Below are 26,744 nucleotides of genomic sequence, written 5' to 3'. Positions count from 1 at the left end.
GCCGCACGATCGGATTGGGCGTCCCCGCCTTGGGATAGGGCGTGACCTCCACCGTCTGGTAGTAGGGAATGTGATCAACGACGACGAACTCTTTCACCGGCGATTCATCCAGTTGCAGATAGGCAATGCGGGTGGAATCGGGACTCCACCAATACCCCTTGAAATTCCCTCGACCGTATAGCTCTTCCTGATAAACCCAATCGAGCCGCCCGTTGAGGAGCTTGGCGTGACCGTCGGTGGTCAATTGTCGCTCGCGCTGGGTGGCGATCTCGACCACATAGAGATTGAAGTTGCGCACGAAGCTGACGAGTCGCCCATCGGGGCTGAACTCCTCTTCGAGTTCCTCATCGGCAGTGTTGGTCAACCGCACGGCCACATCACTGCCAAATTCGTAGTAAAAGAGATCGTGCGCAAAGTTGATGAGGGCTGCCGTGCGAGTCCGATTCATGACAAACGAGGTGCGCTCGGCGATGCGCCGGGCATCCTCGGCGCTCACGCCGGGCAGTCGAGCGAACGCCGCTTCCATCCGGGCAGTATCGAAAAACGGCCGCTCCTCCCCGCTGAGCGCATTGACCTTCAAGAGCCGCGACCGACGCGTCTGCGGATCCGTTCGTCGCAGCAGATAATGATGCTCATCCAGCCAGGCTATCACTGTTGCCGGTGAACCGCTGAAATTCACCCGCTTGACCGGATCATAAATATCGTCCAGAGTGAGCAGCTTTTGCTGCGCCTGACTGCCCGTCGTGAAGCCAAGAAAACTCACCATCACGATGAGCCCTAGCAGAAAGCGTGGCCTCATAGCGATCCTCCTTAGTCAGCCTGTATGGGAAAACTCCGCACTCTGGCACCGCCGACCTCCGGCTCATGGACTTGAGGCCAGCGAGCCCACACGTGTGCTCCGGCCTCTCCCCCTTAAAGATCCACAGATTCGTTGGCCCATCCGTTGGTCAGGTAATCTGTGCGTGTTTCTCATCGTTTCAGGGTGGCCGTCATCGCTCCATGAACGATTCCTTCGTGGCAGAAGAACTCCCCCTCCTCACTTCTGCCGGGAGTAGACGATCTTGCCGCCAACAATCGTGTAGATGACTTCGGTGCCCGGAATCTGGTCTTCGGGGATGGTCATAATGTCACGCGAGAGAACGACAAGGTCAGCGAGCTTGCCCGGCGTGACCGATCCCTTGATTTTCTCCTCAAACGCGGCGTAGGCGTTGTTCAGGGTGTAGGATTTGAGCGCCTCTTCGCGGGTGAGACGTTGCTCAGGGAAAAAACTCGAACCGTCAGCCAGACGGCGCGTCACCGTGGCATAAAAACTGAGGATGGGGTTGATGTCTTCGACCGGCGTATCCGTTCCATTGGTGACGACCACGCCGGCATCCCAGAGCTTTCGCCAGACATACGCTCCTTCGCGCGCCCGCTTCTCACCAAGCCGCTTGATGACCCAGGGTCCATCGGAGGTGCAATGAATTCCCTGCATTGAGGCGATTACGCCCAATCGCGCGAAACGGGGAATGTCATCGGGATGAAGATGCTGAGCATGCTCGATCCGCCAGCGCAGGTCCTTTTTGCCCGGATGCCGACGAAAGACCGCCTCGTAGATATTGAGGACCTCGCGGTTGGCCCGGTCGCCGATGGCATGGGTGTTGAGCTGGAACCCATGCTCAAGTGCTAGTTCGGCCGTCCGGGTGATTTCCTCGATGGATTCGAGCGCCAGTCCACGACTCGTGGGCAGATCGGCGTACGGTTCCAGAAGCCAGGCTCCGTGCGGGCCGAGCGCTCCATCAATCTGTCGCTTGATCGCCCGCACGGTTAAAAAGCCGTTCCCGTAGCCAATCAACCGATACTGCGGCAGCTTCCGGGCCATCTCTTCGAGAGTCTCGCCCCGCACCATGACGTAGAGCCGCACCGAAAGCTTGCCTTCGTCGGCGAGCTTCTTGAACAGATCAATCGTCTGGAACGAGGATCCGGCATCGTGGAATGTCGTGACGCCGTTGGCCAGAGCCTTCTCGGCGGCGAGACGAATTTCTTCGCGTCGTATGGCCTCTCTCTCTTCCGCGGACCGCTCGGCCTCGGCACGAGCAACGGCCGCTTGAACTAGTCCCTGAGCGCGCTCCCGAAGCATTCCGGTCGGCTCACCGTTTCTGTCGCGGACGATCTCACCTCCGGGAGGATCGGGCGTTTGGGCATCAATACCTGCGAGTTTCAAAGCCAGGGCATTCACGAAAGCAGCATGACCGCTGGCGTGCGTCAAAAGAACGGGATTGTGAGGCGAGACGCGGCTCAGTTCATGATGCAAAGGAACGCCTTCCACGTTGGGCTGAGGAACTTTGGTCCATTTCTCCTGATGCCAGCCACGGCCGAAAATCCAGGCCCCCGGCTTCGCTTTCTTGGCCGCCTCCGCCACCATCGCGACGATCTCATCCCAGGAGCGCGCGCGGGTCAGATCGAGGATCATCTGCGACCGACCGAGCCCGGTGAAGTGTCCATGCCCTTCGATAAAACCGGGAATCACCAGCTTCCCCTGTAGATCAATGACCCGCGTGCGGGGACCGATGTAAGCTTCGATTTCCCGCGTCGTCCCCACGGCAGCGATCTTATCGCCCAGGATGGCAACGGCCTCGGCCTGTGGCCGGGACGAATCCACCGTGACCACCTTTCCATTGATGAGCACGAGATCTGCCGGCTCGGGCAGCCGACTGAAGCCAAATAACGCCGTCGTCACCAGCAGCAGGACCACTGCCATTCGACCAACCGCTCGCACGGTTTTTCTCAGGACCTGAAGGCAGTGGTGCCGAGGATCGAAACTGCCGACTTCTTTTTTCTCCCGTCGCCCCATGATCGCTCCTCCCGGAAAAAAATGTGTCGCTGGCGAGCGCGGTATTTTACATCAGGTCCCCGGGAAAACGTAGCGCACACCTTTCACTTGGTGGGCACACGCAGGCCGGACGCCTGGCGCTACATTTTTTGCAACGATCTTCAGACGGAGTACCGGTCATTTCGACGGCAGGAGCAGCACAGCATCGCGTCCGGCGAACGTCCCCAGTCGGGAAAGATCAGGAATTTGAGAGGGTATAAAAAGCGGGCTTCTGGGCAGAACCTCCTCGATCAACGCTCACGCCCTTCTGCGGCGGAGGTGATGATCTCGATCAAAAGGTGAGGAAGCTGCGGGATGAAGACGGATCGGGGCAGCACGCGATCACAACCCGCGCGACGGGCTCGATCTTTCACTTCCGTATGGACATGCGCGAAGAATCCAACGGTGGGAATTCCCTTGAGCTGGTCATCCGCTTTGATGGCATCAAGTGCCGCTTCCGCATCAATTCGCCGATCCATGAGGTCGAAAATAATCGCTGCCGGGCGCTCGCTCCGGGCACAGGTCAGAAGGTCAGCGACATTTCGCACCGGAACGACCGTGAGCCCGAGTTCCTCCGCCACGCGTTGAATCCGCGCGAGGAAAAAGAGGTCCGTCACCGCCACCAGCACCGACGCCTTCATAAATAGCGATTCTGTCGAGACAGAGCCCGCCGCGATGACCTCTTGCGGTGAAATTCCATCGCCTCAAAGACCGTCCCGATCCCCCGATCTTCGAGCAGATCGAGCATCCGGAGGAACATCTTCGCTGTCGCCCAGGCATCATCCCGGGCGCGATGATGATTTTCCATCTCGATTCCCAGGTAATAGGCAATGGTGGGAAGCTTATGGTTGGCCAGTTCGGGAAAAAGGGAGCGGCTGAGTTTGAGCGTGCAAAGACAGAGGTTCCCCAAGCGTTGACCGTAGATTCGACCGATCTCGGCGTTGAGGAAATTCGTGTCGAACGAGGCATTGTGTGCGACGATCACGCGCGAACCGATGAAAGCAATCAGTTCGTCGGCGATCTCGCAAAAGCGTGGCGCTCGAGCGACCATTTCGTTCGTGATCCCGGTCATCAACGTAATCGCGGGCGGGATCTCCCGTTCCGGGTGAACGAGCGTGGTGAACTCATCGGTAATGCTGAGAGGAGTTCGTGGTTCACGCCGGGCAATCCGAAAAGCTGAGATCTCCATCACCCGATCAATCCGGGGATTCATTCCGGTCGTTTCCACATCCAGGACGATGTATTCGCTCGCGCTCAGAGGGGCAAACTCCCGCTCGTCCGGCAACAGCTCAAGATAGTCGTCTTCCCGTACCACCAAGCGGGGATCATCGGCGAACAACCGAAGCAGGAGGTGCCGCAGGTGCGCTACGCGCGGATTGCGAAAACGGAAAATCTCACGACCGATCAGGCTGATCGGAATCCGGCGATCATTCTGTTCCAACAAAGCAACAATATCATCGCGTAATGCCAGATCGTTGAGCAAGCTCGTCGTTGTCATCGGCCCGTAGTGTAACACAACTCCCACGATAAAGAGAATCCAGACACAACATCGTTCTCCATCCAGATCACACGTTCTTGGCGAAAATCCTCACCAGAGAGTGCGCCGGTGACCTTCAGCCGCTATCTTTACCGGCAAATGTTCCTTCACGAAGCTCGCGAAGCGTCTCTTCGATCTCCTCCCATGTGCTCATTACGAAGGGACCATAACGCACGACGGGCTCATTCAAAGGCCGACCGGCCACGAGCAAGAACCGTACCGGCCCTTCCTCTGTTCGCACCATGATGGCCTCACCGTCGCCCCATACAATCAATCGCGGAGAGGAAAAGGAAGCCCCTTCCCCTCCCCATAGAGCCTGACCATCATAGATGTAGGAGAAGGCGTTATGGCCGGGCGTAATCGGGTGAATGAACACAGCTTGAGGGGGAAGAAAAATATCGAGATAAAGTGGATCCACAGCAATTCCCGAGATAGGTCCCCTCGCCTCTTCCACCGTTCCGGCAATAACCCGAATGCACGTGCCATCATCTCGCCGAAGTTCCGGAATGTCACGCGCCGGAATATTTTGATACCGGGGCGCCGTCATCTTGAGCCGCGCCGGGAGATTCACCCAGAGCTGAAATCCATCAATTCCCTCCGGGCGCACCTCGGGCATCTCCTCGTGCAAAATGCCCCGTCCCGCCGTCATCCACTGAACTTCTCCCGCTCCAATAGAACCGGAGTTTCCCAGCGTGTCCCTGTGGCGAATAACACCGGAAAGGACGTAAGTGACTGTTTCCATCCCCCGATGGGGATGCCAGGGAAACCCCGCCCGGTAATCCTGTGGGTCAGTCGAAACAAAGTGATCCAAAAGCAGAAAAGGATCAAGCTGATCCAGCGACCTTGTACCAATACTCCGACGGAGACGAACACCAGCTCCTTCGATGACAACCTCCGGGTCAACGACTCGTTCAATTCGCCGCCACAACATTTAGCTTTGTCTCCATCAGGCTCGGGGCGAGATTCCCCGAACCCAATCGTCCCCCTAAAAAAGTACCAAGCTGCCGTAGCGATCTATATAAGCCGCATCGGCATGACAACGTACTTGTAGACGCCCTCCCCTTGCTCGGGGCTGAGAAGAGCCGGACTTTGTCCATCCTTGAGCGCGATTCGTACATCTCCGGTCCCGGCGACTTGAAAGAAGTCCATGAGATACGTGCTATTGAAGGCGATCTCCAACGGCTCTCCCGTAAAATGGCAGAGAACGTCTTCACGGGCTTCTTCGTCTTCGTCCAGTCTCCGGGCCGTGAGTTCCACTCTCCCCTCAGAGAAGGCCAGACGGACACCGCGACTTCGCTCATCCGCGACAAGCGCAACGCGCCGGAGTGCTGCGGAGAAAGCTTCCCCGCTTACAACGGCTTGCCTCTCATGCTCCTTCGGAATGACCATCTCATAGTTTGGGAACTGACCGGTCAGAATTCGCGAGATCAACTCACGTGAACCAAGCTTGAAATAAACATGGTTCTCATCGCGCACGAGCACAAGCTCGGTCTCGTCAACAACACCACTGATCAAGCGCGTAAGCTCAACCATTGTCTTTCGTGGAATCAAAGTCGTGCTCGGAAGGACTGTTCCGTGAGCTATTGTCATTTCGCTGAGTGCCAGCCGATGCCCATCGGTTGCGACCATTCTCACGCGCCCTGCCCCACCTTCGGCAGGAGCAATCTCTACTTGAACTCCCGAAAGGGCATACCGTGACTCCTCTTGCGTGGTGGCAAAGACAGTCCGCTCGACCATTTCAACGGCAGCCTTTGCCGATAACTGCAGTCCGCCCGTAACCGCTAGCTGTGGTAATTGAGGAAAATTCTCGACCGGCAGCGTTGCCAATCGAAATCGTGAGCGCCCACAGCTTATCACCAGACGGTTATCCTCAACCCGAAACCGAACGTCTTCCTCTCCAAGCGTGCGCACAATATCGTAAAGTTTACGGGCCTCGACCGTTACACCCCCCCCCGAGAGCACCTCAGCAGGGACAACCGTCCTCAAACTGACGTCGAGATCGGTACCGGAAATTTTCACTCCCTGATCGTCCGATTCAATCAAGACGTTGGCCAGGATAGGAATCGTGTGCTTGCGCTCGACAACCGATTGAACCAATCCGAGTTCCTTTTGCAGGTCAGATCGTTTGGCAGTGAATTCCATCATCGTTGTGTTCTCCTCAGGAAGGATTCGCTTTTTACTATCTCTAAGATTTAAAACCCTATATATAAGGATAGTAGAATTAGTAGTGCTTGTGGAAAAGTGGAAAAAATGGCTAACTTATAGAAATAGCAATTGCTTATCCCTCCATCCGCCTGTGGAAAAAGCTGTGGACGAAATGTGAAAATCTCAAAAATCTGTGGAAATCTTTTTCTTCCAGGAACTATTTTAAAATTTCCACAGGCCATCCACAGGCCCCCTCTGTGGAAAAGTGTCATAAGTCTATCTAAGTCTATCAATTAGGCTGTTGATAATTCTGTGGAAATCTTCTTTTTGTTCGTATAACTCGCTGATCTTATTGATGCTATGCAAAACAGTCGTATGATGCTTGCCACCAAATTCCCTTCCGATTTCGGGTAAACTGGCTTTTGTCATTCGTTTACATAGATACATGGCGATCTGACGAGGCACAGCGATGGAACGCGAGTTGTTTTTTGATTTCAGATCTGAAACTCGGAGTCCGTAGTAATCGGCAACGGTTTTCTGGATAAGCTCAATGGTGATGGCCTTGTCATCTTCATCAATTATTCCTCGAAGCGTCTCCTGAGCCAGAGAAATGCTCATCGGCAATCCAGTCAACGAGGAATAGGCAATGAGCCGAACCAGTGCTCCTTCTAGCTCACGAATATTTGATTTGATCTTGCTTGCAATGAAAAGGGCCACACTATCGGGAAGGTTGATTTTTTCCTGTTCGGCTTTTCGCTTGAGAATGGCAACTTTTGTTTCAAGGTCAGGCGGCTGAATATCAGCGATCAATCCCCACTCGAAGCGAGAGTGGAGGCGTTCTTCAAGCGTCGGAATTTCCCGAGGAGGACAGTCGCTTGTGATAACAATCTGCTTTTGCGCATCGTAGAGCGCATTAAAGGTGTGGAAGAACTCTTCTTGTGTCCGTTCCTTACCGGCCAGAAACTGAATATCGTCAATGAGCAAAACATCTATGTTGCGATACTTCTCCCGGAAAGCCAAGGTCTTGTCGTAACGGATTGAGTTGATAAGCTCATTCATGAAGCGTTCAGAAGAGATGTAGGTGAGGCGCAGATGCTTATTTCGAGCTCTGATCGCATGGCCGATGGCATGCATAAGATGGGTCTTCCCCAGCCCCACTCCCCCATAGATATAGAGAGGATTGTAGGCCTTCGATGGGGATTCGGCTACGGCCATGGCCGCCGCGTGGGCAAACTGGTTGGATGATCCCACAACGAACGTGTCAAACGTATACTTGGGATTGAGGGGAAGCTCAACAGGTTCAATGTCTACAAACCGAGCTATCGGCCTGACAAATTCCTCCGTTTCCAGACTAAATTTCGTCTCACCGTTCCCACCCGGTGACTCTGGAGGTGGTTCAGTTTGGAGAAGCACCCCGTTGACCTCGCTCTCCCCACGAGTTGTCAGTTTGACCTTGTAATGGCTCAGATTAAGTTCCTGAAGGGATTCTTCAATGGTTTCGAGGTAGTTATCCATGATCCAATCACGAAACATGCTGTTGGGTGCTTCAATGATGATGGTGTTATCCTTAACATCTTGAAAAACAAGAGGTAAGAACCAAGTCGTGAAGCTTTGATGGTTGACTCTCTTTTCAATTGCCGACAGAAGTGACTCCCGGATGTTTGTCGCCATAAGCCCTACTCCCTGGCCTTAGCTCTCGTCTCTAAGATTGAAAACGCCATTTCATTCTAGGCCAATGACAGCCTTGAGTCTTAAAGACTAAGAAGTGTTTTCCACAGAATTTCCACAACCTCAAAAATTTCGACTTTAAATCACGCTTAAAATGTATAAGTTCATTTTGTTCAACAGCTTATCCTGTTGAAAACCGCCCAAAGACTATCACAAAATTGGTCCTTTGGCAAGAAAAATCCACAGGAAAAATTTTGGGCCCTGGGAGGGTATTGAGCACCCTTCGTTGGAGCCCGAAAAGCTCGTTACGGTGAGGTGTTCTTTTTCGGAAGAGTTACGCGGCTAGTTCAGAAATAAAGCCTGTTGCCGTCGTCCTGGTTGGGTCGAGCTGTCCGCTCGCGCGGGCTTGAGGCGAAATTATGGGAACTTGCATTTCCTCACGCTCACCCCGAGCGAGATTTGGCTGCCCGCTTCGCGGACTTGGAGGCAAAGATGCGACGCTCCCTTCTCAAAGGGCTTGCCTGTCCTCGCTCCGGGTTAATTTCCGTCCGCCTGCTTGCTCGAGCTCCCGAATGGGGAACTAAGCTTAAAGACCAGCCCGTTAAGGCTGATCCACAATCGAGCCACCTCTGAGCAGGCGGCAAGCTCCAGCCAGTGGCAAGTTCATTAACCCTCTACCGTGTTGAGCCTGTGAAGAATCTTAGGACAGCGGCACTCGCCCATTCCCCCTAAGGCCCCGAAGAGGGGCGACCTATCGGCTGACGCTCACGCGAACTTCACTTCCTGTCCCCCCTTGGGCCGCCTGCTCGTCCCCGCTCCACATTCGGATGGATCCTGGAAACCCAAAATGCTGAAATTTTTCCCGGCCCCAAGGGACTAGACAGTCCCCTCAGGCAGTGTCCTCAGCTTTATCGGCGCAATGCCTCTTGACTTTTGCAAAAAATGGTATGTGATCAGAACTCGAAAATCCGCCCGTCCACGAGCCGAAAAATACCCTACCATCTCCACCTCAGAGTACCGAAGTCAGTCCCATCGTCTATGTTTTCAGGAACTTGTGACACGTTCCCTTTTAGGCTTAAGAAGCGGGCAGTAATTCCTCCTCCTGCCCCTTGCAGGATGGAGGGAAGTCGTAACGCAGTACGCCTGTTAATGATTTGGCACTGGGCAGGCAGGCCTATTTTTCTGTCGGTTTATATGTTTCTAGAATTCGGCGCCCTTCGGCGCTTTTGGGATCAATAGTTCGAATGTGCTTTCTGCCTCTCATTTCCCAGATGGCCGTAATTTCGCCGTCTTTCTCAACGGCGTGGTAGCTAATGTCCTGATCGGGTTGTTCTACTGGTGTTTTGGTTTCTTCCATAGTGCCTATCCCCTTTTAACGAACAGTCTCAAGGTCAGCGGCGGCCGCGCGAATGTGCGGCTTGCTTTCCTGGCGGTCGTCTTTTCTACTAGTTGTGATGGACCCCTCCCAGCTCGCCCCTTCGTCAACGCGCAGTATTGGAGTGCAGACATCGCCGCGAACCTTGGCCGTGCTGAGGAAGTAGGCTTTTTGCTTGGCAATGATGTTGCCAATGAGTGTCCCACCCAGAGTAAGGACGCCCACTTCAACATCGCCTTCGATAATTCCCTTCTCTCCAACGACAATTTCACCGTCGGATAATACTTTACCTTTGATACGGCCATGCAGATGAAGTACTTCTGAAAACTTCAAGTCGCCGATCACCTCAGTTCCCTCGTCTAAGAAACCGCGTACTTCCACTGGCTTGGTTTTGCGGAATTTCATTTGTCTGCTACTCCTTTGTGAAGGATAAGATTGAAGATTCGATCAAGATCCGAATCCGAGTAATATTCAATTTCAATGCGCCCACCTCTTCCATTGGGGATAATCCTCACTTTGGTTCCCAGCCATCGGCAGAGTTTCTCCTCGGCGGCTCGGATGTTGGGATCGCTAATCTGGCTAGAAGTCGTCTTCCTTTTGCTCCCGGGTGTCAGAAGGCGCTGGATCATTCGTTCTGTTTCACGGACCGAGAGGCTTCGTGAGAGGATCTCCGAGGCGACATGTTTTTGCATCTGGGGCGATGGCAAAGCGAGCAAGGCACGAGCGTGCCCCATGGAGAGTTTTTCATCCTCGACGAGCTTTTGGATTTCCTGCGGGAGCTTGAGAAGCCTCAAATAGTTTGTCACAGAGGATCGGTCACGGCCGACGCGTTGGGCGACTTCCTCCTGGGTGAGCTTCAGTCCCTCGATGAGACGCTGATAGGCATGGGCTTCCTCTATCGGGTTAAGGTCTTCGCGCTGGATGTTCTCAATAAGTGAGAGTTCAAGGAGTTGATTATCGGCGACGTCACGAATGACGGCTGGGATTTTTTTCAGGCCGGCAAGCTGAGCTGCTCGCCATCGGCGCTCACCCGCGATAAGCTGATAGCGCAGGCCTTGACGGCGAACGATAACGGGTTGAACGATTCCATTGGTTTTAATCGAGGCGGCAAGCTCCTGTAATTTCTCCTCACTGAAGCGGGTCCGTGGTTGGTGGGTATTGGGATCAATAAGGTCAATGTCGAGTTCTACGAGTCGTTCTTCAGGTGGCTTAGCGTCACCCAGTAAGGCACTAAGCCCCTTCCCCAGTGCCTTTCTTGTCATGGTTGAGGACCTCCTTGGCGAGATTGAGATAGCTCTCAGCTCCGCGCGATTTGCTATCGTATAAAATAGCGGGTTTGCCATGACTTGGTGCTTCAGCGAGTCGCACATTCCGTGGGATAACGGTCTTGAAGACCTGTGAGCCTAAGAAGTCCCGCAAATCAGCCATGACCTGGTTGGAGAGGTTGGTTCGTTCATCGTGCATCGTCAGGAGGAATCCTTCGATTGAGAGTGTTGGGTTGAGATTTCGACGGATGCGGATGAGGGTATCCCACAACTCGGAGACTCCTTCAAGGGCATAGTACTCGCACTGGATGGGGATGAGGACGGAGTGGGCTGCGGTGAGAGCATTCAGCGTGAGCAGACCGAGTGAGGGGGGGCAGTCAACGAGGATGAACTCATAATCATCGCAAATGGGCTGAAGGACTTCGCGCAAGCGAAACTCACGCCGGTCCACTTCGATTAATTCGATTTCCGCTCCCGTGAGGTTTCTCTCTGCCGGTGCTACAGAGAGTTTTTCAATGGCTGTGTTGACGATAACGTGACGAATTGGCTCATTGAGGATGAGGACGTGATACATTGATTTGGTGAGCGTCCCGCGCTTGAGGCCCAGACCGGAGGTCGCATTGGCTTGTGGATCAATGTCCACGAGCAATACAGGTAGGCCCTGGAGGGCGAGCGAGGCGGCTAGATTGACGGCCGTTGTTGTCTTGCCAACTCCCCCTTTTTGGTTCGCGACAGCAATGATCTTCCCCATAAAGGGTGCTCCCACGGCCAGAATTTTTCCACAAGATAGCACAAATTGCTGGGAAAGGAAAGCAGAATTTTTCTCATGTTCCACGTGGAACAGGGTCAATTCCGATGGAGGATCGTCAGGATTCGTTCACGAGACAGAGGAATCTTGTACCGGCTCACCGTCCAATTCCCTTGCGCGGCCTTTTCGACCCAGGAGGCCAGCACCGGCGTGCCGAATATGAGAATCTGACGGGTGGATGAGCCAAAGCGAAGAAGGGACGGAAGTTCCTGGCGCATTCGATCAAGAGCACGACAGGTTACGGCATCAAAGTCTCTGCTCGGATATTCTTGATAGCACCCGAAAAAAACATTCGCCCGTGCGAGTCCAAGCTTAAAGAGCGCTTCCTGAAGAAAAACGGCCCGCTTCCGATTCCTCTCAATGAGCGTGACCTTGAGTTCTGGCCAAAAGACGGCCATCACTAATCCGGGAAATCCTGCCCCCGAACCAATGTCTACGACATGTTCGGCCTTTAGCAGCGTCGCCCCATAAAGCGACTCCAGATAGTGAAACTGAGCGATCTCTGCCGGCTCAAGGGTTGAAGTCAAGTTCACCCTTTCATTCCATCGGAGAATCAAGCTGTAGTGAGACGCCAGTTTCTCGAGAACCTCAGCCGAAAGTTCAAGCCCAAAATGTGGAGCAAGCCGAACAAGGTGTTCGACAAACTCCCGTTCTCTCTCACTTCTTCTCACGTCGGGATCTCAGGTCGAGATGGAGGTTTAAGATGGCGATCGCGGCTGGCGTTACGCCCGGAATGCGCTGAGCTTGCCCCAGGGTGCAGGGACGGACGCGGGTGAGTTTCTCTCGCATCTCCCGTGATAGTCCCGGTATCTCGGCAAAGTTCAGGTCCTCAGGAATCCGTCGCGCCTCCAGTCGCTCAAGCTTTTCCGCCAGAAGCCGCTGACTTTCAATGTACCCCTCGTATTTCAAATCGTTCACCGCGACATCAAGCTCACCGTCTCGGAGTTCCATCCGGAGTGAGTCGGGCAAGAGGGGAAGAATATGCCAACTCTGAACCTCGGGACGACGAATCAACTGTGCCAGTGAAACCGGTTCGTTCAGGCAGATGCCCGTGAGGGAAGAGAAGCGGTCATAACCTGGCGTCGTCGGCCCCAATCGAATCGAGCTGAAGAGGTGCTTGAGCCGTTCGAGCTTCTGGCGTTTTGCCACAAAAAGGCGATATCGCTCTGGCGAGATCAGTCCCAACCGATATCCGATCTCCGTCAGCCGCATGTCAGCGTTGTCGTGACGGAGGAGCAGCCGAAGCTCTGCGCGTGAGGTGAACATGCGGTAGGGTTCATCAACGCCCTTGGTCACGAGGTCGTCAATCAGAATCCCAATATAGGCTTGAGATCGGCCGAGCACAAGCGGATCCTCCCCCCGAACTTTCAAAGCCGCATTAATGCCTGCCATAATCCCCTGAGCCGCCGCTTCTTCATAGCCGGTCGTCCCGTTGATTTGCCCCGCGTGAAAGAGTCCGGCCACGCGCTTGGTCTCCAGCCAGGGATAGAGTTCGGTTGGGTCAACAAAGTCATATTCAATAGCGTACGCCGGTCTGATAAATTTTGCCCGTTCGAGTCCGGGGATTGAGCGCACAAATTCGAGCTGAACCTCAACGGGCATGCTCGATGAAATCCCATTGGGGTAGATCTCATCGGTGAAATAGCCTTCGGGTTCAAGGAAAATTTGATGGCGCTCTTTATCGGGAAACTTGACGATCTTATCTTCGATGGAGGGGCAGTAGCGAGGTCCGATACCCGTGATCTGCCCGCTATAAAGTGCTGATTTCTCTAGGTTTCGTCGTATAACCTCATGCGACTCCGGCGTCGTGTGGACGATGAAGCAGTCAACCAGAGGCTGTGTGATTCGTTCCGTTGTGAAAGAAAAGGGCTGAGGGGGATCATCGCTCGGTTGGCGTTCGGCCTGAGAAAAGTCAATTGTGCGACCATCGAGTCGTGGGGGGGTTCCTGTCTTGAGTCGGCCCACCCGAAAACCAATCTGTCGAAGCGAGGCTGCGAGCTTAAGCGACGGCTTTTCGCTCATCCGGCCTGCCGTGAACCTCAAGCGTCCGATATGAATGAGGCCGTTGAGAAACGTACCTGTTGTCAGAATCACTGCTTGAGCGGCGAGTCGCCGGCCATCGGTTAGCTGGAGTCCTCGAATCGTGTTATTCTCGATAAGCAGGTCGGCTGCTTCTCCTTCGATAATGTCAAGGTTGGGGGTTTGGTGGAGCCAGCGTTGCATCTCTTCGCGGTAGGCTGCGCGGTCGCATTGTGCCCGGGGAGCCTGAACGGCCGGGCCTCGACTTCGATTGAGGACGCGGAAGTGAATTCCGATCCGATCGGTAACAATGCCCATGAGTCCACCCAAGGCATCAATTTCGCGGACGAGATGTCCCTTGGCGATCCCGCCGATCGAGGGATTACAGGACATCTGGGCGATGAGTGTGGCATCAAGAGTTACCAGTGCCGTCCGGCATCCCATGCGAGCTGCCGCGTGGGCCGCTTCGCAGCCGGCGTGACCCCCTCCCACGACGATAACGTCGAAGTCCTGATCAAACCAACGATTCATTTTCCGATGCAGAATGTTGAGAAGATCTGATCAAGGATGTCCTCAACCGTGACCTCGCCAGTGATTTCACCCAGCGCGCGCAGGGCATCGTGAAGTCCAACCAGAGCAACTTCTTCCGAGTAACCTTCGCTCAACGCCCGAACTGCCCTTCGCACAGCCTCCATCGCCTCAACGATCAAGCGGTGGTGCCGAACGTTGGTAAGTATAACATCTTCGGGATGGACGCGGCCACCCAGGACGACTTTCAGAATTTCCTGCTTGAGCGCATCGAGCCCATCTCCTGTCAGAGCCGAGACGGAGATGGGGGGTTCGCGTACACCCCAAGCCTCCAAATCCGCCGTTTTCCACCGGAGCGGCAGATCGTTTTTGTTGGCCACGATGAGTCGTGGCTGTTTGGCTGTATCATGAAGAACAGTCCGGTCGTCTTCGTCCAGGGGCTGGGAGGCATCCAAAACGACGAGCACGAGATCGGCATCGGCGATAGCCTGTCGGCTTCGGGTGATGCCGATGCTCTCGACGCGGTCGGTGGTATGGCGGATTCCTGCGGTATCAATGAGGTTGACGGGGATACCATCAATGGAAGCCGCCTCGCTCAGGGCATCGCGAGTTGTTCCGGGAATTTCGGTCACGATGGCGCGATCTTTCGCCAGCAGGCGGTTGAAAAGGCTCGATTTTCCCACATTGGGTTTCCCCACGATGGCCAACTGGATGCCTTCGCGCACGATGCGGCCCGTGCGGAACGTCTTCTCGATCTCGCTCAGGTGGGTGAGGAGATCGTCAAGCCGTCCGATGAGTGAGGGGCGACTCTCAGGGGTAACATCTTCATCGGCGAACTCGACCGCTGTTTCCAGGTGAACGATAGCATGGATGAGGGATTGTTTGAGGGGCTGAAGCATCTGCGAGAGGCTGCCGTGAAGTTGTCGCAGGGCAACCTTGGTTTGATAAATTGTTTGAGCCTCGATCAGATCGCGGACGGCTTCTGCCTGGGTCAGGTCCAGGCGGCCATTGAGAAAGGCGCGAAGGGTGAACTCGCCCGGACGCGCCAGCCGCGCTCCAAGTTCAAGGGCCAGTTCAACGACGCGTCGGAGGATGACGGGACTTCCGTGGCAACTGATCTCGACGACATCCTCACCGGTATACGAATGAGGGCCGGGGAAAAAGGTGGTGACGGCTTCGTCAACGAGCTCATCGGTCTGAGGCTCATGAAGCGTGCCAAAGGTAGCTCGATGAGGAGTCAGCGAAGGGGCCGCTTTGGGACGAAACAACTGACATGTAATGGCCAGGGCGCGTGGGCCGCTCAGCCGGACGACGCCCAGACCGCTGCGCCCCATCGGGGTGGAGAGAGCAACGATTGTATCCTGAGTTGCGGGAGCTGGCGAACGATGCTCAGTCTGACGCGAGAGAGCGTCATCGGTCATGATGAAACGGCAGGCTTGGCGACTTTCTCTTTATCGGGGGCAGCAGCCGGGCTGCCGAGCATCCGGTTGATGAAGTACTGCTGGGCAATGGTGACGATGTTGCTGAACATCCAGTAAAGGACCAGGCCGCTCGGCGCGCGCCAGAAGAAAAAGTAGGTCAGCAGAATCGGCATCAGATAGGCCATCATGAACCGCTGCACCTTTTGCTGCTGATCACCGGTCGGCTGCGGCATGATGAGACTCGATGCGATCATCGAGAGGCACATAGCGATGGGCAACACATGCCACCGGTCGGGCGATGAAAGATCATCAATCCAGCCGAAGAAGGGGGCCTGGCGCAACTCCAGGGAAACGGTCAAAAGGATGAAAAATGCCCAGAAGATCGGCAACTGCAGAAGCAGCGGCAGGCATCCGCTAAACGGATTGGCCTCGCGCATGAGCCTGAGCTGTTCCATCTGAAGGTCCTGAAACTTCGGATCGGTCTTTTTCAGCCCTTTCATTTTCTCCTGCAGTTCGCGCAGGCGCGGCTGCATGGCAACAGCCTTGCGCATCTTGATGGTGCTCGTGCGACGGAGAGGGAAGAAAAACATGTTGATGACGAAGGTGATGAGGATGATGTCAACACCGTAGTTCTGGCTGAACCGATGCGTCGCATGAAGCGCGGGAACCAAGATCCATTGCAGGAGCGGCTTCACCATAAAGGCAAAAGCCCCGTAGTTAATGACGCTTTCGAGCCCCACTCCACCCAGTTGCTGATCCAGGGTGCGCAACGCCCGCAAATCCTTCGGCCCAGCGAAAAAGCGATAGCGTTGAGCCGGAGGGAAGGGAAGAGTCGCCGCGATGAAGTGACGTTCTATCTCTTCGTCATCAATCCTCTCTTTGATGGTGGTGCCGGTGACTTTCACGTGCGCAAGCGGTTGAGGGGGAATGGCGACGAGAGCGAAGTAGTTGTCCTCAACTCCCGCCCATCGAATCGAACCGGTCAGAGGCTGTGAGGGCACACTTTCCGGTCGGATGCGCTCGGCGTCCTCGTTCTGATAGGCGACGACCAGAGGAGGGGTCTTGGTGTAGGAATCAATCTTCTTGATGCTCTGATCGCCAAAGCTCGGACCGATCACCAGCTCAAGCGGCAGTGGCTGGCCGCGATATTTGGCGTCGAGCGCCAGCTCAAAATCATAGCGATTGCCGTAAAAGGTGAGCGTTTTGATCACTTCCAGTTGAGCGGCGTCGTTCCGGTAGGTGAATGTCACCCGCCGGGTCTCATTCTCCCCGATTTGAATCAGGGGTGTGTCCGGTGAGATCTCGTAGGTGCTCTTCTGGAGCAGGCGGGTGATCGCCTCGTCCGATGCGATGAGAGCAAAGGGACGACCTAGTTTTTCCACCACATCGGGAGTCTGGGGAACCAGTTCGAGCGGCTGACGATCATCACCGAGGACGCGTTTTCCGTTGAGAAGGTGGGTGATGGACCAGCTTTTGGCGACGGCCCCTCGGTTGGTGAAGGTCGCACGCCAGAGCGGAGTTTCAATCCGAATGTCACGTTCGGGAATTTCAACTGATGGCGAGATGCTCCCCACCGATGGCGCACCACTCGCCGCAGGTGTTTCCGGCGAGCGAGGCGGAGATGGTTTGTCCTGCTGCCCCGTTGTGGGTGTGGTGGGTTTTGGAGCAGGCGGCGTGAAAAAGTAATACCATACCGCCAGAATCGCGGTTGAGAGCAAGAAGGCAATGAGGACTCGTTTCTCCATAGACTTATTCAGTGCCCGCCAGGGGCGTTACCAAATTCTTCCGAAGATTCCGCCGCCAAAGCGGTGGTACCCGCTCCGGGACCGGATCATAACCACCAGGACACAGCGGATGACAGCGCAACAGCCGGCGAAGACCCAGCCAGCTTCCTCTCGCTATACCAAAGCGTCGGATCGCCTGATAGGTATACTCCGAGCAGCTCGGAAAAAAGCGACATGACGGCGGCAGAAGCGGCGATACCGCGTATTGATAGAGTCTCAACAGGATGAGAGCAAGGCGCGTCATGAGACTTCGCTGCGATAGTCTTTCCGCAAGCGAGCGATGAAGGTGAGAAAATCGGCTTCCACCTCCCGATAGGTCGCTTCGATCAGTTTGTCCTTGACGTTGACGACCAGATCGAATGATCCTCCGATGCGGTTTTTGTTTCTTCTGAAGACTTCCCGAATCAGCCGCTTGGCGCGATTGCGTTTGACCGCTCGGCCAATTTTCTTCGTCACGGTCACGCCTAACCGTGTCTTTCCCCGCGGCGTGGGAAGAGCAAAGACAGTGAACAGGGGGAGATTGTAGCGCCGTCCTGCCGCGTAGACCTGGCGAAATTCCGGTCGTTTACGGAGCCGTTCGGCTTTTGTGAACCGCTCATCGGGCATGTCTCCGCATTGGCCCAGTTACCTGCGTCAGGCGAGGAGAGCACTACCGGCGCACGGCCTATTCAGCAGAAAGCGTATCTTCGTGGCTCCGGCAAAAATCATTCGCAGTTTCGCTCGCCCGTGTCGCATTTCCTAGTAATGCTCGGGCGTGAGCCGATAGCGTCCCTTGCGACGCCGACGGCGCAAAACGTCGCGCCCGCCTTTGGTCCTCATGCGAATGCGGAAGCCGTGCGTTTTTGCGCGCCGCCGATTGTTTGGTTGATATGTGCGTTTCATTTCTCCTTCCTGCGAAACGGAGTCGTTTTCCGAAAGCCAACAGAATACTAGACCCCTCCGAGGGTGTCAACCAGCACACTTCCGAGACACCCCGGACAAATGACCTCCCCTCGGAGCGATTCTAAGCGGAAGGTGCGCTTAAGCCTCACGCTGGGTGACCTCCAGGATCCCCCTTGTCTTGTTCCGGGCCGACCGGTGCCTCGTCGAGGCGGACACGGAAGGACGTCAGCACCTCGATCATGTCTTGCACGGGGTCGTCTCCGACTTCGCCCGGCTGGACTACGATGGCCCAAGGGCTCCTGAGCCTGTCCCATCTTCCCGGGTGGTCTCCTGGACCCGAACGGGTTGGAACTGCTCGCCTCTACATGAAGCAAGGTTGGTCGCTTTTGGGAGCGACATGGTCTTCGGAGGATTCACCGGCTCGCCGAGAAGCACCGGGAGCCAAAGCTCGGCGATTGGGGTCTATTGGATTGTCGCCCTCCTTTTGTTGGCCGTAGCAGTGGCACGGGAAGTGCTCTGAGAAGGAGCGGCATCTCATCTGGTTTCACCGGAGCGGGTGAAAAAGGCTCAGCAGCAGGACACCGCCCCGCAGGCCCATCGAGCATGCCTCAACGGGGGAATCGAATTCGTCGGGTTCAGCTCCCGCGCGAGCGAGGCCGAACTCTGCCGCTCTGGATAGGTCACAAATCGTGTGAAACGCTTATTGAAAGTGGGCCGATCCTCCTGTGTCATCGAGCCATCAACCACAGCAGCCTCGGGTAGGCTCGTTAACCTCCTGAGCGTGTGTCGGTGAATTCCAGAACAGGTCGCGGTACGTCTTGAAGGGTTTCACCCGTTGCTCGGCCAATCGGTCGGCGATGACGTTGGTCGGAAGGTTCTCCTCATCAGCCCGGCGAAGGACCTCTCGCATGCGGTCGTAAATCTCCATGACTTCGGCGCGATTGTCCTTCTTCCCCTTAAGGTAGAGATTGGCTCCGTGAATGAGGGCCCCGGCGTTGATCAGATAATCCGGGGCGTAAAGGATGCCGCGTTCGCGCACATGCCACCCCAGAGATGGGTCGGCCAGAACATTATTAGCCGATCCGGCGATGATGCGGACTCGCAGACGAGGCAGCGTCGCTTGGGTGATGACACCTCCCACCGCGCAGGGCGAAAAGACATCCGCCTCCACCGAATAAATCTCCTCTGGCGAGACGACCGTCGCCCCAAGTTCGCTTTCGGCGCGGTGCGTCTTCTCCCGGTCAATATCGGTCACAATGAGATGACAGCCGGCATCGCGCAGCACTTGAGCCAATCGCCACCCAATTCCTCCGAGTCCTTGAATGGCGACCCGGAGACCAGAGAGCGTATGCTGCCCTCCGGTAAGATGATCCAGACAGGCACGGATCCCACACATCACGCCGAGGGCCGTGTAGTCATCCGATTCGGCACCTTCACAGCCGATGTAGCGGGTCTCCTGACGCAGCACGGCGATGTCCTGATCGGTAAGTCCCAGGTCGCGTCCCGTTTGAAATCGCCCATGGAGGCTTTCCACCACGCGACCGAGAAACCGCATTGCCTCCTCCCGTCGCATCTCCGGGTGCTCGATGACAACCGCCTTCCCTCCTCCACAGTCGAGTCCGGCCAGTGCCGCTTTATACGTCATTGCGCGGGCTAATCGGAGTCCATCGGCCAGCGCCTCCGCCTCATCCTCGTAGCGCCAGACGCGAATTCCTCCCAGAGCGGGTCCCCGGGTTGTATCGTGAATCACGATGAATCCCCGCAGGCCCGAACGGTTGTTGTTCAGCGCAATCACCTCTTCATAATCGTGCTGTCTCATCGCTTCAAGAAGAGTCATCGCTTTTTTCTCCTGGAAAGTCTCCCGGGGGGAGCGCAGGCTTCTCGCCCGTCGGTTTAAGATTGCACGATGCGTGCGCTCCCGGAATTTCAACGTTTCAGGACGGGCAATCCACGCTTGATAAACATCCCCGTCAGCGGATGGGTTTCTCGGCCACGATTCGGGCGCTCCAGACGTTTCCCTCCACCGCCTCCAGAGCGGCGTCCAGTTCCTTCGCGGCGTTCCCGGAGAGTGCCAGATTCTCCGAGCAATCGGCGAGGAAAGCGCCAAGCTCATCACGACTCAAGACCCATCGGGAGATAACCCGGACACCGGTTAAACCGGCATCGCGCATAGCGCGAAGATACTCGGCTTCGGTGATGGCTCCGGCGACGCAGCCCACCCAGGCCGTCACATTGCGAGCAACCGATTCGGGCAGGGGCTCGCCGAGTACAATATCGCTGATGGAGACGCGACCGCCGGGTTTCAAGACCCGATAAATTTCGGCGAAGACCTTCCTCTTGTTCGGAGTGAGATTGATGACGCAGTTGGAGATGACCCAATCCACGCTCTCGCTTTCCACGGGCATCTGTTCGGCGTCGCCGAGGCGGAATTCGACATTGGTCACGCCGGCGGCGCGAGCGTTTTCCCGGGCTCGCTCGATCATCGCCGGAGTCATATCGAGGCCGATGACTTTCCCCGTCGGTCCCACTTTCTCCGCGGCCAACAGGCAATCCATCCCCGCGCCCGATCCGAGATCGAGCACGACAGCTCCTTCCCATATATCGGCAAGGGCCAGCGGATTTCCGCAGCCGAAGGAAAACTCGACGGCGGACGAGGGCAGCCGTTCGACATCCCGTTGGGCGTATCCGAGCCTGCTGACCCATTTCTTTTTCGTCCCGGCCAGAGGAACCACCGACGAGGGAGAGCAACAGCCGGTGACACGTTCGCCGTAGGCGCGTTTGACGGCAGCTTTGATCTGTTCACCGTTTAACTTTTCCGATTTTTCGTTTTCTGGCATGGCGTCCTCCCTTCAGAGGCTGAGAGGTGGCGAGAGACCGCCACTCATCCACCGCTTGAGAAAGCTCGCGGAGCGCCCGAACCACAGCAGCCTGCTCGCCGGGCGTCATCCGGGCGAGAACCGCTCTTTCCATCTCCAGGAGTTCGCGCTCGATGCGCTGGAGCAGAGCGCGGCCCCGTGGGGTTAGCTCGGCGCGGCAGACGCGACGATCCTGAGGATCCGGTATCCGTCGGGCCAGCCCTTTCTCCACCAGTTGATCCACAATCCGCGTGATGGTACTCACGGTGAGACTCACGGCATCGGCCAACCGGTTCATGGTGATCCGGGGATTCTCGGCGATGGCCCGCAGGGCGTAACACTGGGCCACCGAGATCCCGTAGCAACAGATTTGGTTCCGATCGAGACACTGGTACTTGGCGATCAGCTCGCGGATCACGCGATGCATCTGCTCCACCCACCGATTCCCCCGCGATGTCATTTCGCCTCTCTAATATTTGTAGGAACCAAATATTGCCGATCCCACAGTCCCTGTCAAGGGCCTCAGCCTCCTCCCTTTCAAAGCACTTCGAGAGAATGCGGCACCCCGAAGACGAACTGTGTTGATCGGTACTTTGTAGCGGGTGACTGCAGGTGACTGGAGAGGGACGCGGAGTGGCGAGACGATCCCCGGGCGTCTGTGGTGATTTGAGGGGGATCAGTCCTCGCTTTCCCCTCGGCCGCGGACGCGAAGCAGGACGACGCCAGCCAGGGCGAAGGCGATGGCGGGAATGGCGAAGGTGGCGGAGTCGCCCGCGCTTCCCAGCAAGCGCCGGGAAATCTCATGGAAGAACAAGACGCCGGAACTGGCCAGGAAGGCTGTTCCCACGATCACCTCGTAGAAGCTGTAGCTCTTGCGAAAGAGCCAGCCGATGAAGGCATACGCGACCATGCTGGCGCGGTTGACGAGCAACCCGTGAGCGAGGTAGAGACCGTAGAGCGTGCTCGCCTCTTTGAAGACGGCCACGCGCGACGTGGGATCGGGCTCGCCGATGAATCTGACGGCCAGTTGTGCCAGTTGACCGGCGGAAAACTGGCGCACGATCAGCATCCCGCTGAGCACGAGACCGAAGATAAGGGCCAGAAGCGACAGCGGCCGCGAGCGCCGGTGCAGATAGAGGTAAAAGGCCAGCATGAGCGAGATCATCATCATCGCCGGAAGATAATGGACGAGCGAAAGCAGATACGGGGCTCCGCCCGCCAGATCACGGAGGTAAGATTGCAGGAATTGATCGAGGTTCCCGGCGGCCTGCGGATCAATTCTCGCCGAGGATCGCAACAGGAGACCGGCATTCCAGAGGAAGTCAATCGCGACGGCGAAGCAAAAGAGGCCATTGATACGGAAGAAGAGACGTTCCGCATCCATCGAAACTCCTCCCTACTCGATACCGGGAGCCGGTGCGTGCGTGGCCCACTGGAGGAATCGCTGGAGACGCGCCCGAACCGACAGCACAGGTCGAGGTAGAGTCAACCGCGAACCCTCTTCGTAGATCGGGACCAGCTTATCCAGTTCCGGGCCGGACGGACGAGCCGTGAGCGCCAGACGAATGGGATGGAAGAGCGCCCGTCCCTTTCGGCCAGTACGCTGGGAGACGCGGGCACACGCAGCACGGAAGGTTTCCCTGGTGATGGTGGTCTCCCGCGCCAGTTCCGCATCAAGCACCCGCAGGGCATCGAGGGCCTCCCTATCCTGGAGCAGATGTGCCACCTCGGGATAGGCACGAGCGGCTTCCAGATCGTAGTCGAAAATAATGCTCGTCTGCTCGACGATGTCCGAGAGCGTCTCCAGATGAGTGAAGACGGCATCAACGACGCGCTCCAGCCAGGCGCGCAGGCGCTCGTCGTGTTCCGAACCGAGGCGACCGGCCTTCTGCAGATAGACCAGAGCGGACTGGACGACTCTCTCTCGCGGCATAGCCTTGAGATAGGTCCGGTTCATCCAATTGAGCTTGGTGACGTCGAAGATCGCCGGAGCCCTGGAGACGCGCTCCAGGCGAAAGAGCGCCAGCAGGTCTTCCCGCGAGAGAACTTCGCCCTGGCCCTCGGGAGGAGCCCATCCGAGCAAGGCGAGAAAGTTAAAGAGGGCGTCGGGCAGATACCCGCGCTCGCGGAATTCGCCGAGCGAGGTCGCCCCATGCCGTTTCGAGAGCTTGGTTCCGTCCGGTCCGAGAATTGTCGAGAGGTGAGCAAACAGCGGAGGTGTCGCCCCCAGAGCTTCGTAGAGGAGAAGCTGGCGCGGTGTGTTCGGCAGATGACCGTCGCCGCGAATGACGTGGGTGATGCGCATGAGCAGATCATCCACCACCACGGCGAAGTTATAGACCGGCCATCCGTCGGATTTGAGGATGACGAAATCACCGATGAGGGCTGCCTCCCATTGCACCCGTTCCCGCACGAGATCATCCCAGATGATGAGCCCCGGGCGCACGCGGAAGCGGATCGTATGGGGTACGCGTGCGTGGAGGCGACGCGCCACATCCTCCGCCGGCAGATGGCGACAACGCCCGGAGTAAACATACGGTCGGTGTTCGGCCACGGCGCGCTCGCGTTCCCGCTCGAGTTCCTCTTCCGTGCAGAAGCAGGGGTAGGCCCAGCCGCCCTCCAGAAGCTGACGCGCGTAGTGGCGATAGATATCCAGGCGCTCGCTCTGGCGATAGGGGCCATAGTCGCCGCCCACGTCCGGTCCCTCATCCCAGTCCAGCCCCAGCCACCTCAGGTCTTGGAGCATCTGCTCCTCGTACTCCCGACGCGACCGTTCAAGATCGGTGTCCTCGATCCGCAGGATGAAACGTCCCCCCTGCTGGCGGGCAAAGAGCCAGTTGAACAAAGCCGTCCGCACGTTGCCGACGTGCAAATGACCGGTGGGGCTTGGGGCAAATCGGACTCGAACTGTCATGATAAGCTATGCGGCTTCCGTCTCGCGGTTAAAATCCAAGCAATGATTCCACTTGCTCGTTCCCGGTTGTTGCACTTCCGGTCCCTCTTTCGCTCATCGTCGCTTGCCTATTATACTCGGAGCCCGCTTGAACGGAAAAAGATTTTGATGTACCGTATCGCCATCACACGGACGCACGATGGAAAAGCAAAGGTGGTACAGTGAGGAGCCGCCGGTGACGGATGAGCTTTCGGGAGCTGAAGTTGAACTCTACGTCCGACGGTCGGATGAGCATCTCGTTCGGTTTGATCCCCAGCATATCATTGATGCGCTGGTGCGAGAGGCGCGACTCGACGTCGAGATGGCGACCCGCATCAGCCAGGAGATCAAACAGTTGATCATCCGGTCGGGAATTCGCGCCTTGAGTTCCTCGCTCATCCGCGAGCTGGTAGACGCCAAACTCATCGAGTACGGCCTGGAAAAAGCTCATCGGGCGCACTCCCGGCTGGGCGTTCCCCTCTATGATGCCGACCGCATTATTCGTCAAGCGGCGCGAGAGGCCGGGGCGCATCCGCACGGGCCGGAGGGGACGAGTTTGACGCTGGCCGAGGCGATCAAGCGCGAGTACGCCATCCTGTCGGTCTTTTCCGATCGCGTGGCCGATGCTCATCTGACGGGTGACATTCACATCCAGGGCATCGGAGCCATTGACCGTCCCCATGCCCTGGTCAGCTCGATTGACTACATCAAGCGGCACGGCATGGCGCTGCCCTTCAACTTCTCCAGCTCGCGTCCGGCCCGCCATCCCGAAGTGCTCATCGCCCATATCGTGAAGATGTCAGCGGCCTTGCAGGGTTATTTGTCCGGCCCGATCGTCTGGGACAGCTTGAACTTTTCGCTGGCTCCTTTCCTCACCGACTGTGATGATCGGGATCTGCGCCAACTGGCACAAGCCCTCGTCTTCGAGCTGTCGGCTCCGGCAGTGGCGCGCGGCGGCCAGGTCATCACCTGTGATCTCCATCTCGATTGGGACGCGCCGCCCTATCTCGCCTCTCGCCCCGCCATCGGTCCACTCGGTCAGGAGACGGGAAAAACACACGCCGAGTATGCCGACCCCGCCCGCCGATTTCTCCACCAGTTGCTGGAAGTGTATCTTGAGGGGGACGGATCGGGCCGTCCGTTCCTCACGCCCCGATTGATCCTTCATATCACCGATTCGTTGATGACATCGCCGGCAGCTCCTCCTCTGCTGGAGTTGGTGGGTCAGATCGCCGTCAGCAAAGGAGGTCTTCGCCTTGTCTTCGACCGGGAGGAACGATTGAGTTACTGGTCCCGATTCGGCGTTATGTTCGAACCGAGCCATGAGCGGGTGGAGACCTGGCGCTGGCGCACGGCGTCATTGCAATCGGTGGCCCTGAATCTCCCGCGCCTGGGCTATCGCGCCAAGGGCGACCTGTTGACGGTATTGCAATCGCTGACGGAGCTGTTGGAAGTCGCCGCCCAGGCGCATCTGGAACGGCGCGTCTTCCTGGAAAAGCTGATGGCGCTGGGAGAAAACGGCCCGCTCGCCTTGCTGGCGCTGCGCCGCTCGGAGGCTACTTTCCTCAAACTGGCCTGGACGACTCACCTCATCTGCCCGATTGGACTGGACGAACTGGTGACCGCCCTGGGCGAGAAACATCTCCACGAATCCGATCGAGCGGTGGACCTCGCCCTGCGCATCCTCGGTCATCTCGTTCACGAGACGGAGCGGTTGAGCCTCAAGCACAACGTCCGATTCGTTCTCGCCGATTCCGATGATGAGCTGACGGCGCATCGGTTTGCCCGTCTCGATCTTCGCTCGCGCGAGGCGGATCAGGCCAGCCGCGTTGTCTCCGGGGACGCGGCGACGGGGGACGTCTACTACACCAATCCCCTGAAGGTTCTTCCCGCAGCACCGACCAGCGCACTGGAGCGGGTGCGCATCGAGGGACTTCTTCACCACCTGGGGTGTTATCGGGTGACGACGCCGATCTGGCTGGGAGATCGGGCGACCGATCCGGCTCCGATGACGTTGCTGCTCACGCGCGCCTTTTACCAGACACACTGCGCGTCGCTTCTTCCCGCGCCGGAGTTCACCCTTTGCCTGGAGTGCGGTCAGACGATACGAGGGCTTCACAGTCCCTGTCCCCACTGCCGGTCCTCTCGCGTGGATGGTCTGGCCATCAGCGCTCATCACTTCAGTAGGGTGTCGGGATGGAATCGAGGCCTGATCGCTCAGTTGCGCGATCGGTATCGGGTGGATGAAAACTTCGACTGAAGCGGGAAGCCGAGCCATAGAGGTCTTCATGGTGGCATCGGGGCTGGCTGACGAGGTCACGATGCCTGAACGTATTGGGCAGTAAGTGGATCCGATTGATGACCCGTTGTTCAGGACCAAAGGCGGGGTGGAGTCAGCTTTCCAATACCGATCTTGATCGCCACTTCCTAAACACTCCCGGACTCAGCAGAAATTACATCCCTGGTTCAACTGCTCACATGGGCGAATGAGACGGTACCGCTGCCCTCCCAGGGGTGTGCCCGCGTCCCGCGGGCCTGGAGAAAATTTTGAGGCGTCGCCTGTCCTGGGTTCGCGTGCGTTCACCCCAGGCTAGATTCGAACTGCCCGCTTGCGCGGGCTCGGATGCTGCGGATAGATGCGCAGTGATGTTTCCATGAGGAAGCTCGGGACAGA

At 56.9% G+C, this 26,744-nt stretch carries 24 protein-coding genes; 1 reads left to right on the top strand and 23 read right to left on the bottom strand.

Translation table 11 applies throughout. The features are described 5' to 3' along the window. The 23 genes from VNM72_14960 to gltX all read right to left on the bottom strand — a co-directional run. Positions 1-799 (bottom strand): DPP IV N-terminal domain-containing protein (locus tag VNM72_14960; protein HXF06694.1); only part of this gene is annotated, 799 nt, incomplete at its 3' end. 237 nt (positions 800-1,036) lie between these two features. Continuing rightward, the gene (locus VNM72_14955; GenBank protein ID HXF06693.1) at positions 1,037-2,833 is read right to left on the bottom strand and encodes an amidohydrolase; all 1,797 of its coding nucleotides are present in this window, start codon (positions 2,831-2,833) and stop codon (positions 1,037-1,039) included. 269 nt (positions 2,834-3,102) lie between these two features. After that, entirely contained in the window at positions 3,103-3,492 is a 390-nt protein-coding gene (locus tag VNM72_14950; GenBank protein ID HXF06692.1) for a hypothetical protein, read from the bottom strand. Further along, complete coding sequence (locus VNM72_14945) at positions 3,489-4,376, bottom strand: 3'-5' exonuclease (GenBank protein HXF06691.1); 888 nt, start codon at positions 4,374-4,376, stop codon at positions 3,489-3,491. The genes VNM72_14950 and VNM72_14945 overlap by 4 nt, the downstream gene beginning before the upstream one ends. A gap of 88 nt (positions 4,377-4,464) precedes the next feature. Then, a complete protein-coding gene (locus VNM72_14940) occupies positions 4,465-5,319 on the bottom strand; it encodes a pirin family protein (protein HXF06690.1) in 855 nt (284 codons plus the stop codon). 83 nt (positions 5,320-5,402) lie between these two features. Beyond that, positions 5,403-6,533, bottom strand: coding sequence for a DNA polymerase III subunit beta (gene dnaN, locus VNM72_14935; GenBank protein ID HXF06689.1), 1,131 nt, complete (start codon positions 6,531-6,533; stop codon positions 5,403-5,405). Between the two features lie 276 nt (positions 6,534-6,809). Beyond that, on the bottom strand, positions 6,810-8,204 hold the full coding sequence (gene dnaA, locus VNM72_14930) for a chromosomal replication initiator protein DnaA (protein HXF06688.1): 1,395 nt from the start codon (positions 8,202-8,204) through the stop codon (positions 6,810-6,812). Between the two features lie 1,171 nt (positions 8,205-9,375). Further along, the gene (locus tag VNM72_14925) at positions 9,376-9,558 is read right to left on the bottom strand and encodes a hypothetical protein (protein ID HXF06687.1); all 183 of its coding nucleotides are present in this window, start codon (positions 9,556-9,558) and stop codon (positions 9,376-9,378) included. A gap of 15 nt (positions 9,559-9,573) precedes the next feature. Beyond that, a complete protein-coding gene (locus tag VNM72_14920; protein HXF06686.1) occupies positions 9,574-9,981 on the bottom strand; it encodes a polymer-forming cytoskeletal protein in 408 nt (135 codons plus the stop codon). Next, positions 9,978-10,838 (bottom strand): ParB/RepB/Spo0J family partition protein, encoded by an 861-nt coding sequence (locus tag VNM72_14915; protein HXF06685.1) that lies wholly within the window; start codon positions 10,836-10,838, stop codon positions 9,978-9,980. The genes VNM72_14920 and VNM72_14915 overlap by 4 nt, the downstream gene beginning before the upstream one ends. Further along, complete coding sequence (locus VNM72_14910; GenBank protein HXF06684.1) at positions 10,807-11,592, bottom strand: AAA family ATPase; 786 nt, start codon at positions 11,590-11,592, stop codon at positions 10,807-10,809. The genes VNM72_14915 and VNM72_14910 overlap by 32 nt, the downstream gene beginning before the upstream one ends. Before the next feature lie 95 nt (positions 11,593-11,687). Next, positions 11,688-12,320: a 16S rRNA (guanine(527)-N(7))-methyltransferase RsmG gene (gene rsmG, locus VNM72_14905; protein ID HXF06683.1), complete on the bottom strand. Its 633-nt coding sequence runs from the start codon at positions 12,318-12,320 to the stop codon at positions 11,688-11,690. Then, the gene (mnmG, locus tag VNM72_14900) at positions 12,307-14,199 is read right to left on the bottom strand and encodes a tRNA uridine-5-carboxymethylaminomethyl(34) synthesis enzyme MnmG (GenBank protein HXF06682.1); all 1,893 of its coding nucleotides are present in this window, start codon (positions 14,197-14,199) and stop codon (positions 12,307-12,309) included. Before mnmG ends, rsmG begins: the two co-directional genes overlap by 14 nt. Then, entirely contained in the window at positions 14,196-15,617 is a 1,422-nt protein-coding gene (mnmE, locus tag VNM72_14895; GenBank protein ID HXF06681.1) for a tRNA uridine-5-carboxymethylaminomethyl(34) synthesis GTPase MnmE, read from the bottom strand. The genes mnmG and mnmE overlap by 4 nt, the downstream gene beginning before the upstream one ends. Continuing rightward, complete coding sequence (gene yidC, locus VNM72_14890) at positions 15,614-17,362, bottom strand: membrane protein insertase YidC (GenBank protein HXF06680.1); 1,749 nt, start codon at positions 17,360-17,362, stop codon at positions 15,614-15,616. Before yidC ends, mnmE begins: the two co-directional genes overlap by 4 nt. Before the next feature lie 4 nt (positions 17,363-17,366). Further along, on the bottom strand, positions 17,367-17,645 hold the full coding sequence (yidD, locus tag VNM72_14885) for a membrane protein insertion efficiency factor YidD (protein HXF06679.1): 279 nt from the start codon (positions 17,643-17,645) through the stop codon (positions 17,367-17,369). After that, complete coding sequence (gene rnpA / locus VNM72_14880) at positions 17,642-18,007, bottom strand: ribonuclease P protein component (GenBank protein HXF06678.1); 366 nt, start codon at positions 18,005-18,007, stop codon at positions 17,642-17,644. The genes yidD and rnpA overlap by 4 nt, the downstream gene beginning before the upstream one ends. 132 nt (positions 18,008-18,139) lie before the next feature. Further along, positions 18,140-18,283: a 50S ribosomal protein L34 gene (rpmH, locus tag VNM72_14875; protein HXF06677.1), complete on the bottom strand. Its 144-nt coding sequence runs from the start codon at positions 18,281-18,283 to the stop codon at positions 18,140-18,142. A 739-nt stretch (positions 18,284-19,022) separates the two neighbouring features. Continuing rightward, the gene (locus tag VNM72_14870; GenBank protein HXF06676.1) at positions 19,023-20,120 is read right to left on the bottom strand and encodes an amino acid dehydrogenase; all 1,098 of its coding nucleotides are present in this window, start codon (positions 20,118-20,120) and stop codon (positions 19,023-19,025) included. A gap of 133 nt (positions 20,121-20,253) precedes the next feature. Next, a complete protein-coding gene (gene arsM, locus VNM72_14865; GenBank protein HXF06675.1) occupies positions 20,254-21,120 on the bottom strand; it encodes an arsenite methyltransferase in 867 nt (288 codons plus the stop codon). Further along, positions 21,083-21,598, bottom strand: coding sequence for a MarR family transcriptional regulator (locus VNM72_14860; GenBank protein ID HXF06674.1), 516 nt, complete (start codon positions 21,596-21,598; stop codon positions 21,083-21,085). The genes arsM and VNM72_14860 overlap by 38 nt, the downstream gene beginning before the upstream one ends. A 216-nt stretch (positions 21,599-21,814) precedes the next feature. Continuing rightward, a complete protein-coding gene (locus VNM72_14855) occupies positions 21,815-22,522 on the bottom strand; it encodes a hypothetical protein (GenBank protein ID HXF06673.1) in 708 nt (235 codons plus the stop codon). 12 nt (positions 22,523-22,534) lie between these two features. Further along, positions 22,535-24,052: a glutamate--tRNA ligase gene (gltX, locus tag VNM72_14850; protein ID HXF06672.1), complete on the bottom strand. Its 1,518-nt coding sequence runs from the start codon at positions 24,050-24,052 to the stop codon at positions 22,535-22,537. A gap of 178 nt (positions 24,053-24,230) precedes the next feature. Between gltX and nrdD the strand changes: the two genes are divergently transcribed. Then, complete coding sequence (nrdD, locus tag VNM72_14845) at positions 24,231-26,330, top strand: anaerobic ribonucleoside-triphosphate reductase (GenBank protein HXF06671.1); 2,100 nt, start codon at positions 24,231-24,233, stop codon at positions 26,328-26,330. Positions 26,331-26,744 lie beyond the last annotated feature (414 nt).

Source organism: Blastocatellia bacterium (genome assembly GCA_035573895.1).
Lineage (GTDB): Bacteria > Acidobacteriota > Blastocatellia > HR10 > HR10 > DATLZR01.
The sequence above is the reverse complement of the archived record's forward strand: the minus strand, read 5'-3'. Positions and strand labels throughout refer to the sequence as shown.

Bases quoted from the DNA above. Each gene is read 5' to 3' on its own strand.
- VNM72_14870 (HXF06676.1), bottom strand. From the start codon at position 20,120: ATGACTCTTCTTGAAGCGATGAGACAGCACGATTATGAAGAGGTGATT.
- dnaA (HXF06688.1), bottom strand. From the start codon at position 8,204: ATGGCGACAAACATCCGGGAGTCACTTCTGTCGGCAATTGAAAAGAGA.
- VNM72_14955 (HXF06693.1), bottom strand. From the start codon at position 2,833: ATGGGGCGACGGGAGAAAAAAGAAGTCGGCAGTTTCGATCCTCGGCAC.
- mnmE (HXF06681.1), bottom strand. From the start codon at position 15,617: ATGACCGATGACGCTCTCTCGCGTCAGACTGAGCATCGTTCGCCAGCT.
- yidD (HXF06679.1), bottom strand. From the start codon at position 17,645: ATGACGCGCCTTGCTCTCATCCTGTTGAGACTCTATCAATACGCGGTA.
- VNM72_14910 (HXF06684.1), bottom strand. From the start codon at position 11,592: ATGGGGAAGATCATTGCTGTCGCGAACCAAAAAGGGGGAGTTGGCAAG.
- nrdD (HXF06671.1), top strand. From the start codon at position 24,231: ATGGAAAAGCAAAGGTGGTACAGTGAGGAGCCGCCGGTGACGGATGAG.
- VNM72_14950 (HXF06692.1), bottom strand. From the start codon at position 3,492: ATGAAGGCGTCGGTGCTGGTGGCGGTGACGGACCTCTTTTTCCTCGCG.
- yidC (HXF06680.1), bottom strand. From the start codon at position 17,362: ATGGAGAAACGAGTCCTCATTGCCTTCTTGCTCTCAACCGCGATTCTG.
- VNM72_14915 (HXF06685.1), bottom strand. From the start codon at position 10,838: ATGACAAGAAAGGCACTGGGGAAGGGGCTTAGTGCCTTACTGGGTGAC.
- VNM72_14925 (HXF06687.1), bottom strand. From the start codon at position 9,558: ATGGAAGAAACCAAAACACCAGTAGAACAACCCGATCAGGACATTAGC.
- gltX (HXF06672.1), bottom strand. From the start codon at position 24,052: ATGACAGTTCGAGTCCGATTTGCCCCAAGCCCCACCGGTCATTTGCAC.
- mnmG (HXF06682.1), bottom strand. From the start codon at position 14,199: ATGAATCGTTGGTTTGATCAGGACTTCGACGTTATCGTCGTGGGAGGG.
- VNM72_14920 (HXF06686.1), bottom strand. From the start codon at position 9,981: ATGAAATTCCGCAAAACCAAGCCAGTGGAAGTACGCGGTTTCTTAGAC.
- rnpA (HXF06678.1), bottom strand. From the start codon at position 18,007: ATGCCCGATGAGCGGTTCACAAAAGCCGAACGGCTCCGTAAACGACCG.
- VNM72_14940 (HXF06690.1), bottom strand. From the start codon at position 5,319: ATGTTGTGGCGGCGAATTGAACGAGTCGTTGACCCGGAGGTTGTCATC.
- VNM72_14860 (HXF06674.1), bottom strand. From the start codon at position 21,598: ATGACATCGCGGGGGAATCGGTGGGTGGAGCAGATGCATCGCGTGATC.
- VNM72_14855 (HXF06673.1), bottom strand. From the start codon at position 22,522: ATGGATGCGGAACGTCTCTTCTTCCGTATCAATGGCCTCTTTTGCTTC.
- arsM (HXF06675.1), bottom strand. From the start codon at position 21,120: ATGCCAGAAAACGAAAAATCGGAAAAGTTAAACGGTGAACAGATCAAA.
- rpmH (HXF06677.1), bottom strand. From the start codon at position 18,283: ATGAAACGCACATATCAACCAAACAATCGGCGGCGCGCAAAAACGCAC.
- dnaN (HXF06689.1), bottom strand. From the start codon at position 6,533: ATGATGGAATTCACTGCCAAACGATCTGACCTGCAAAAGGAACTCGGA.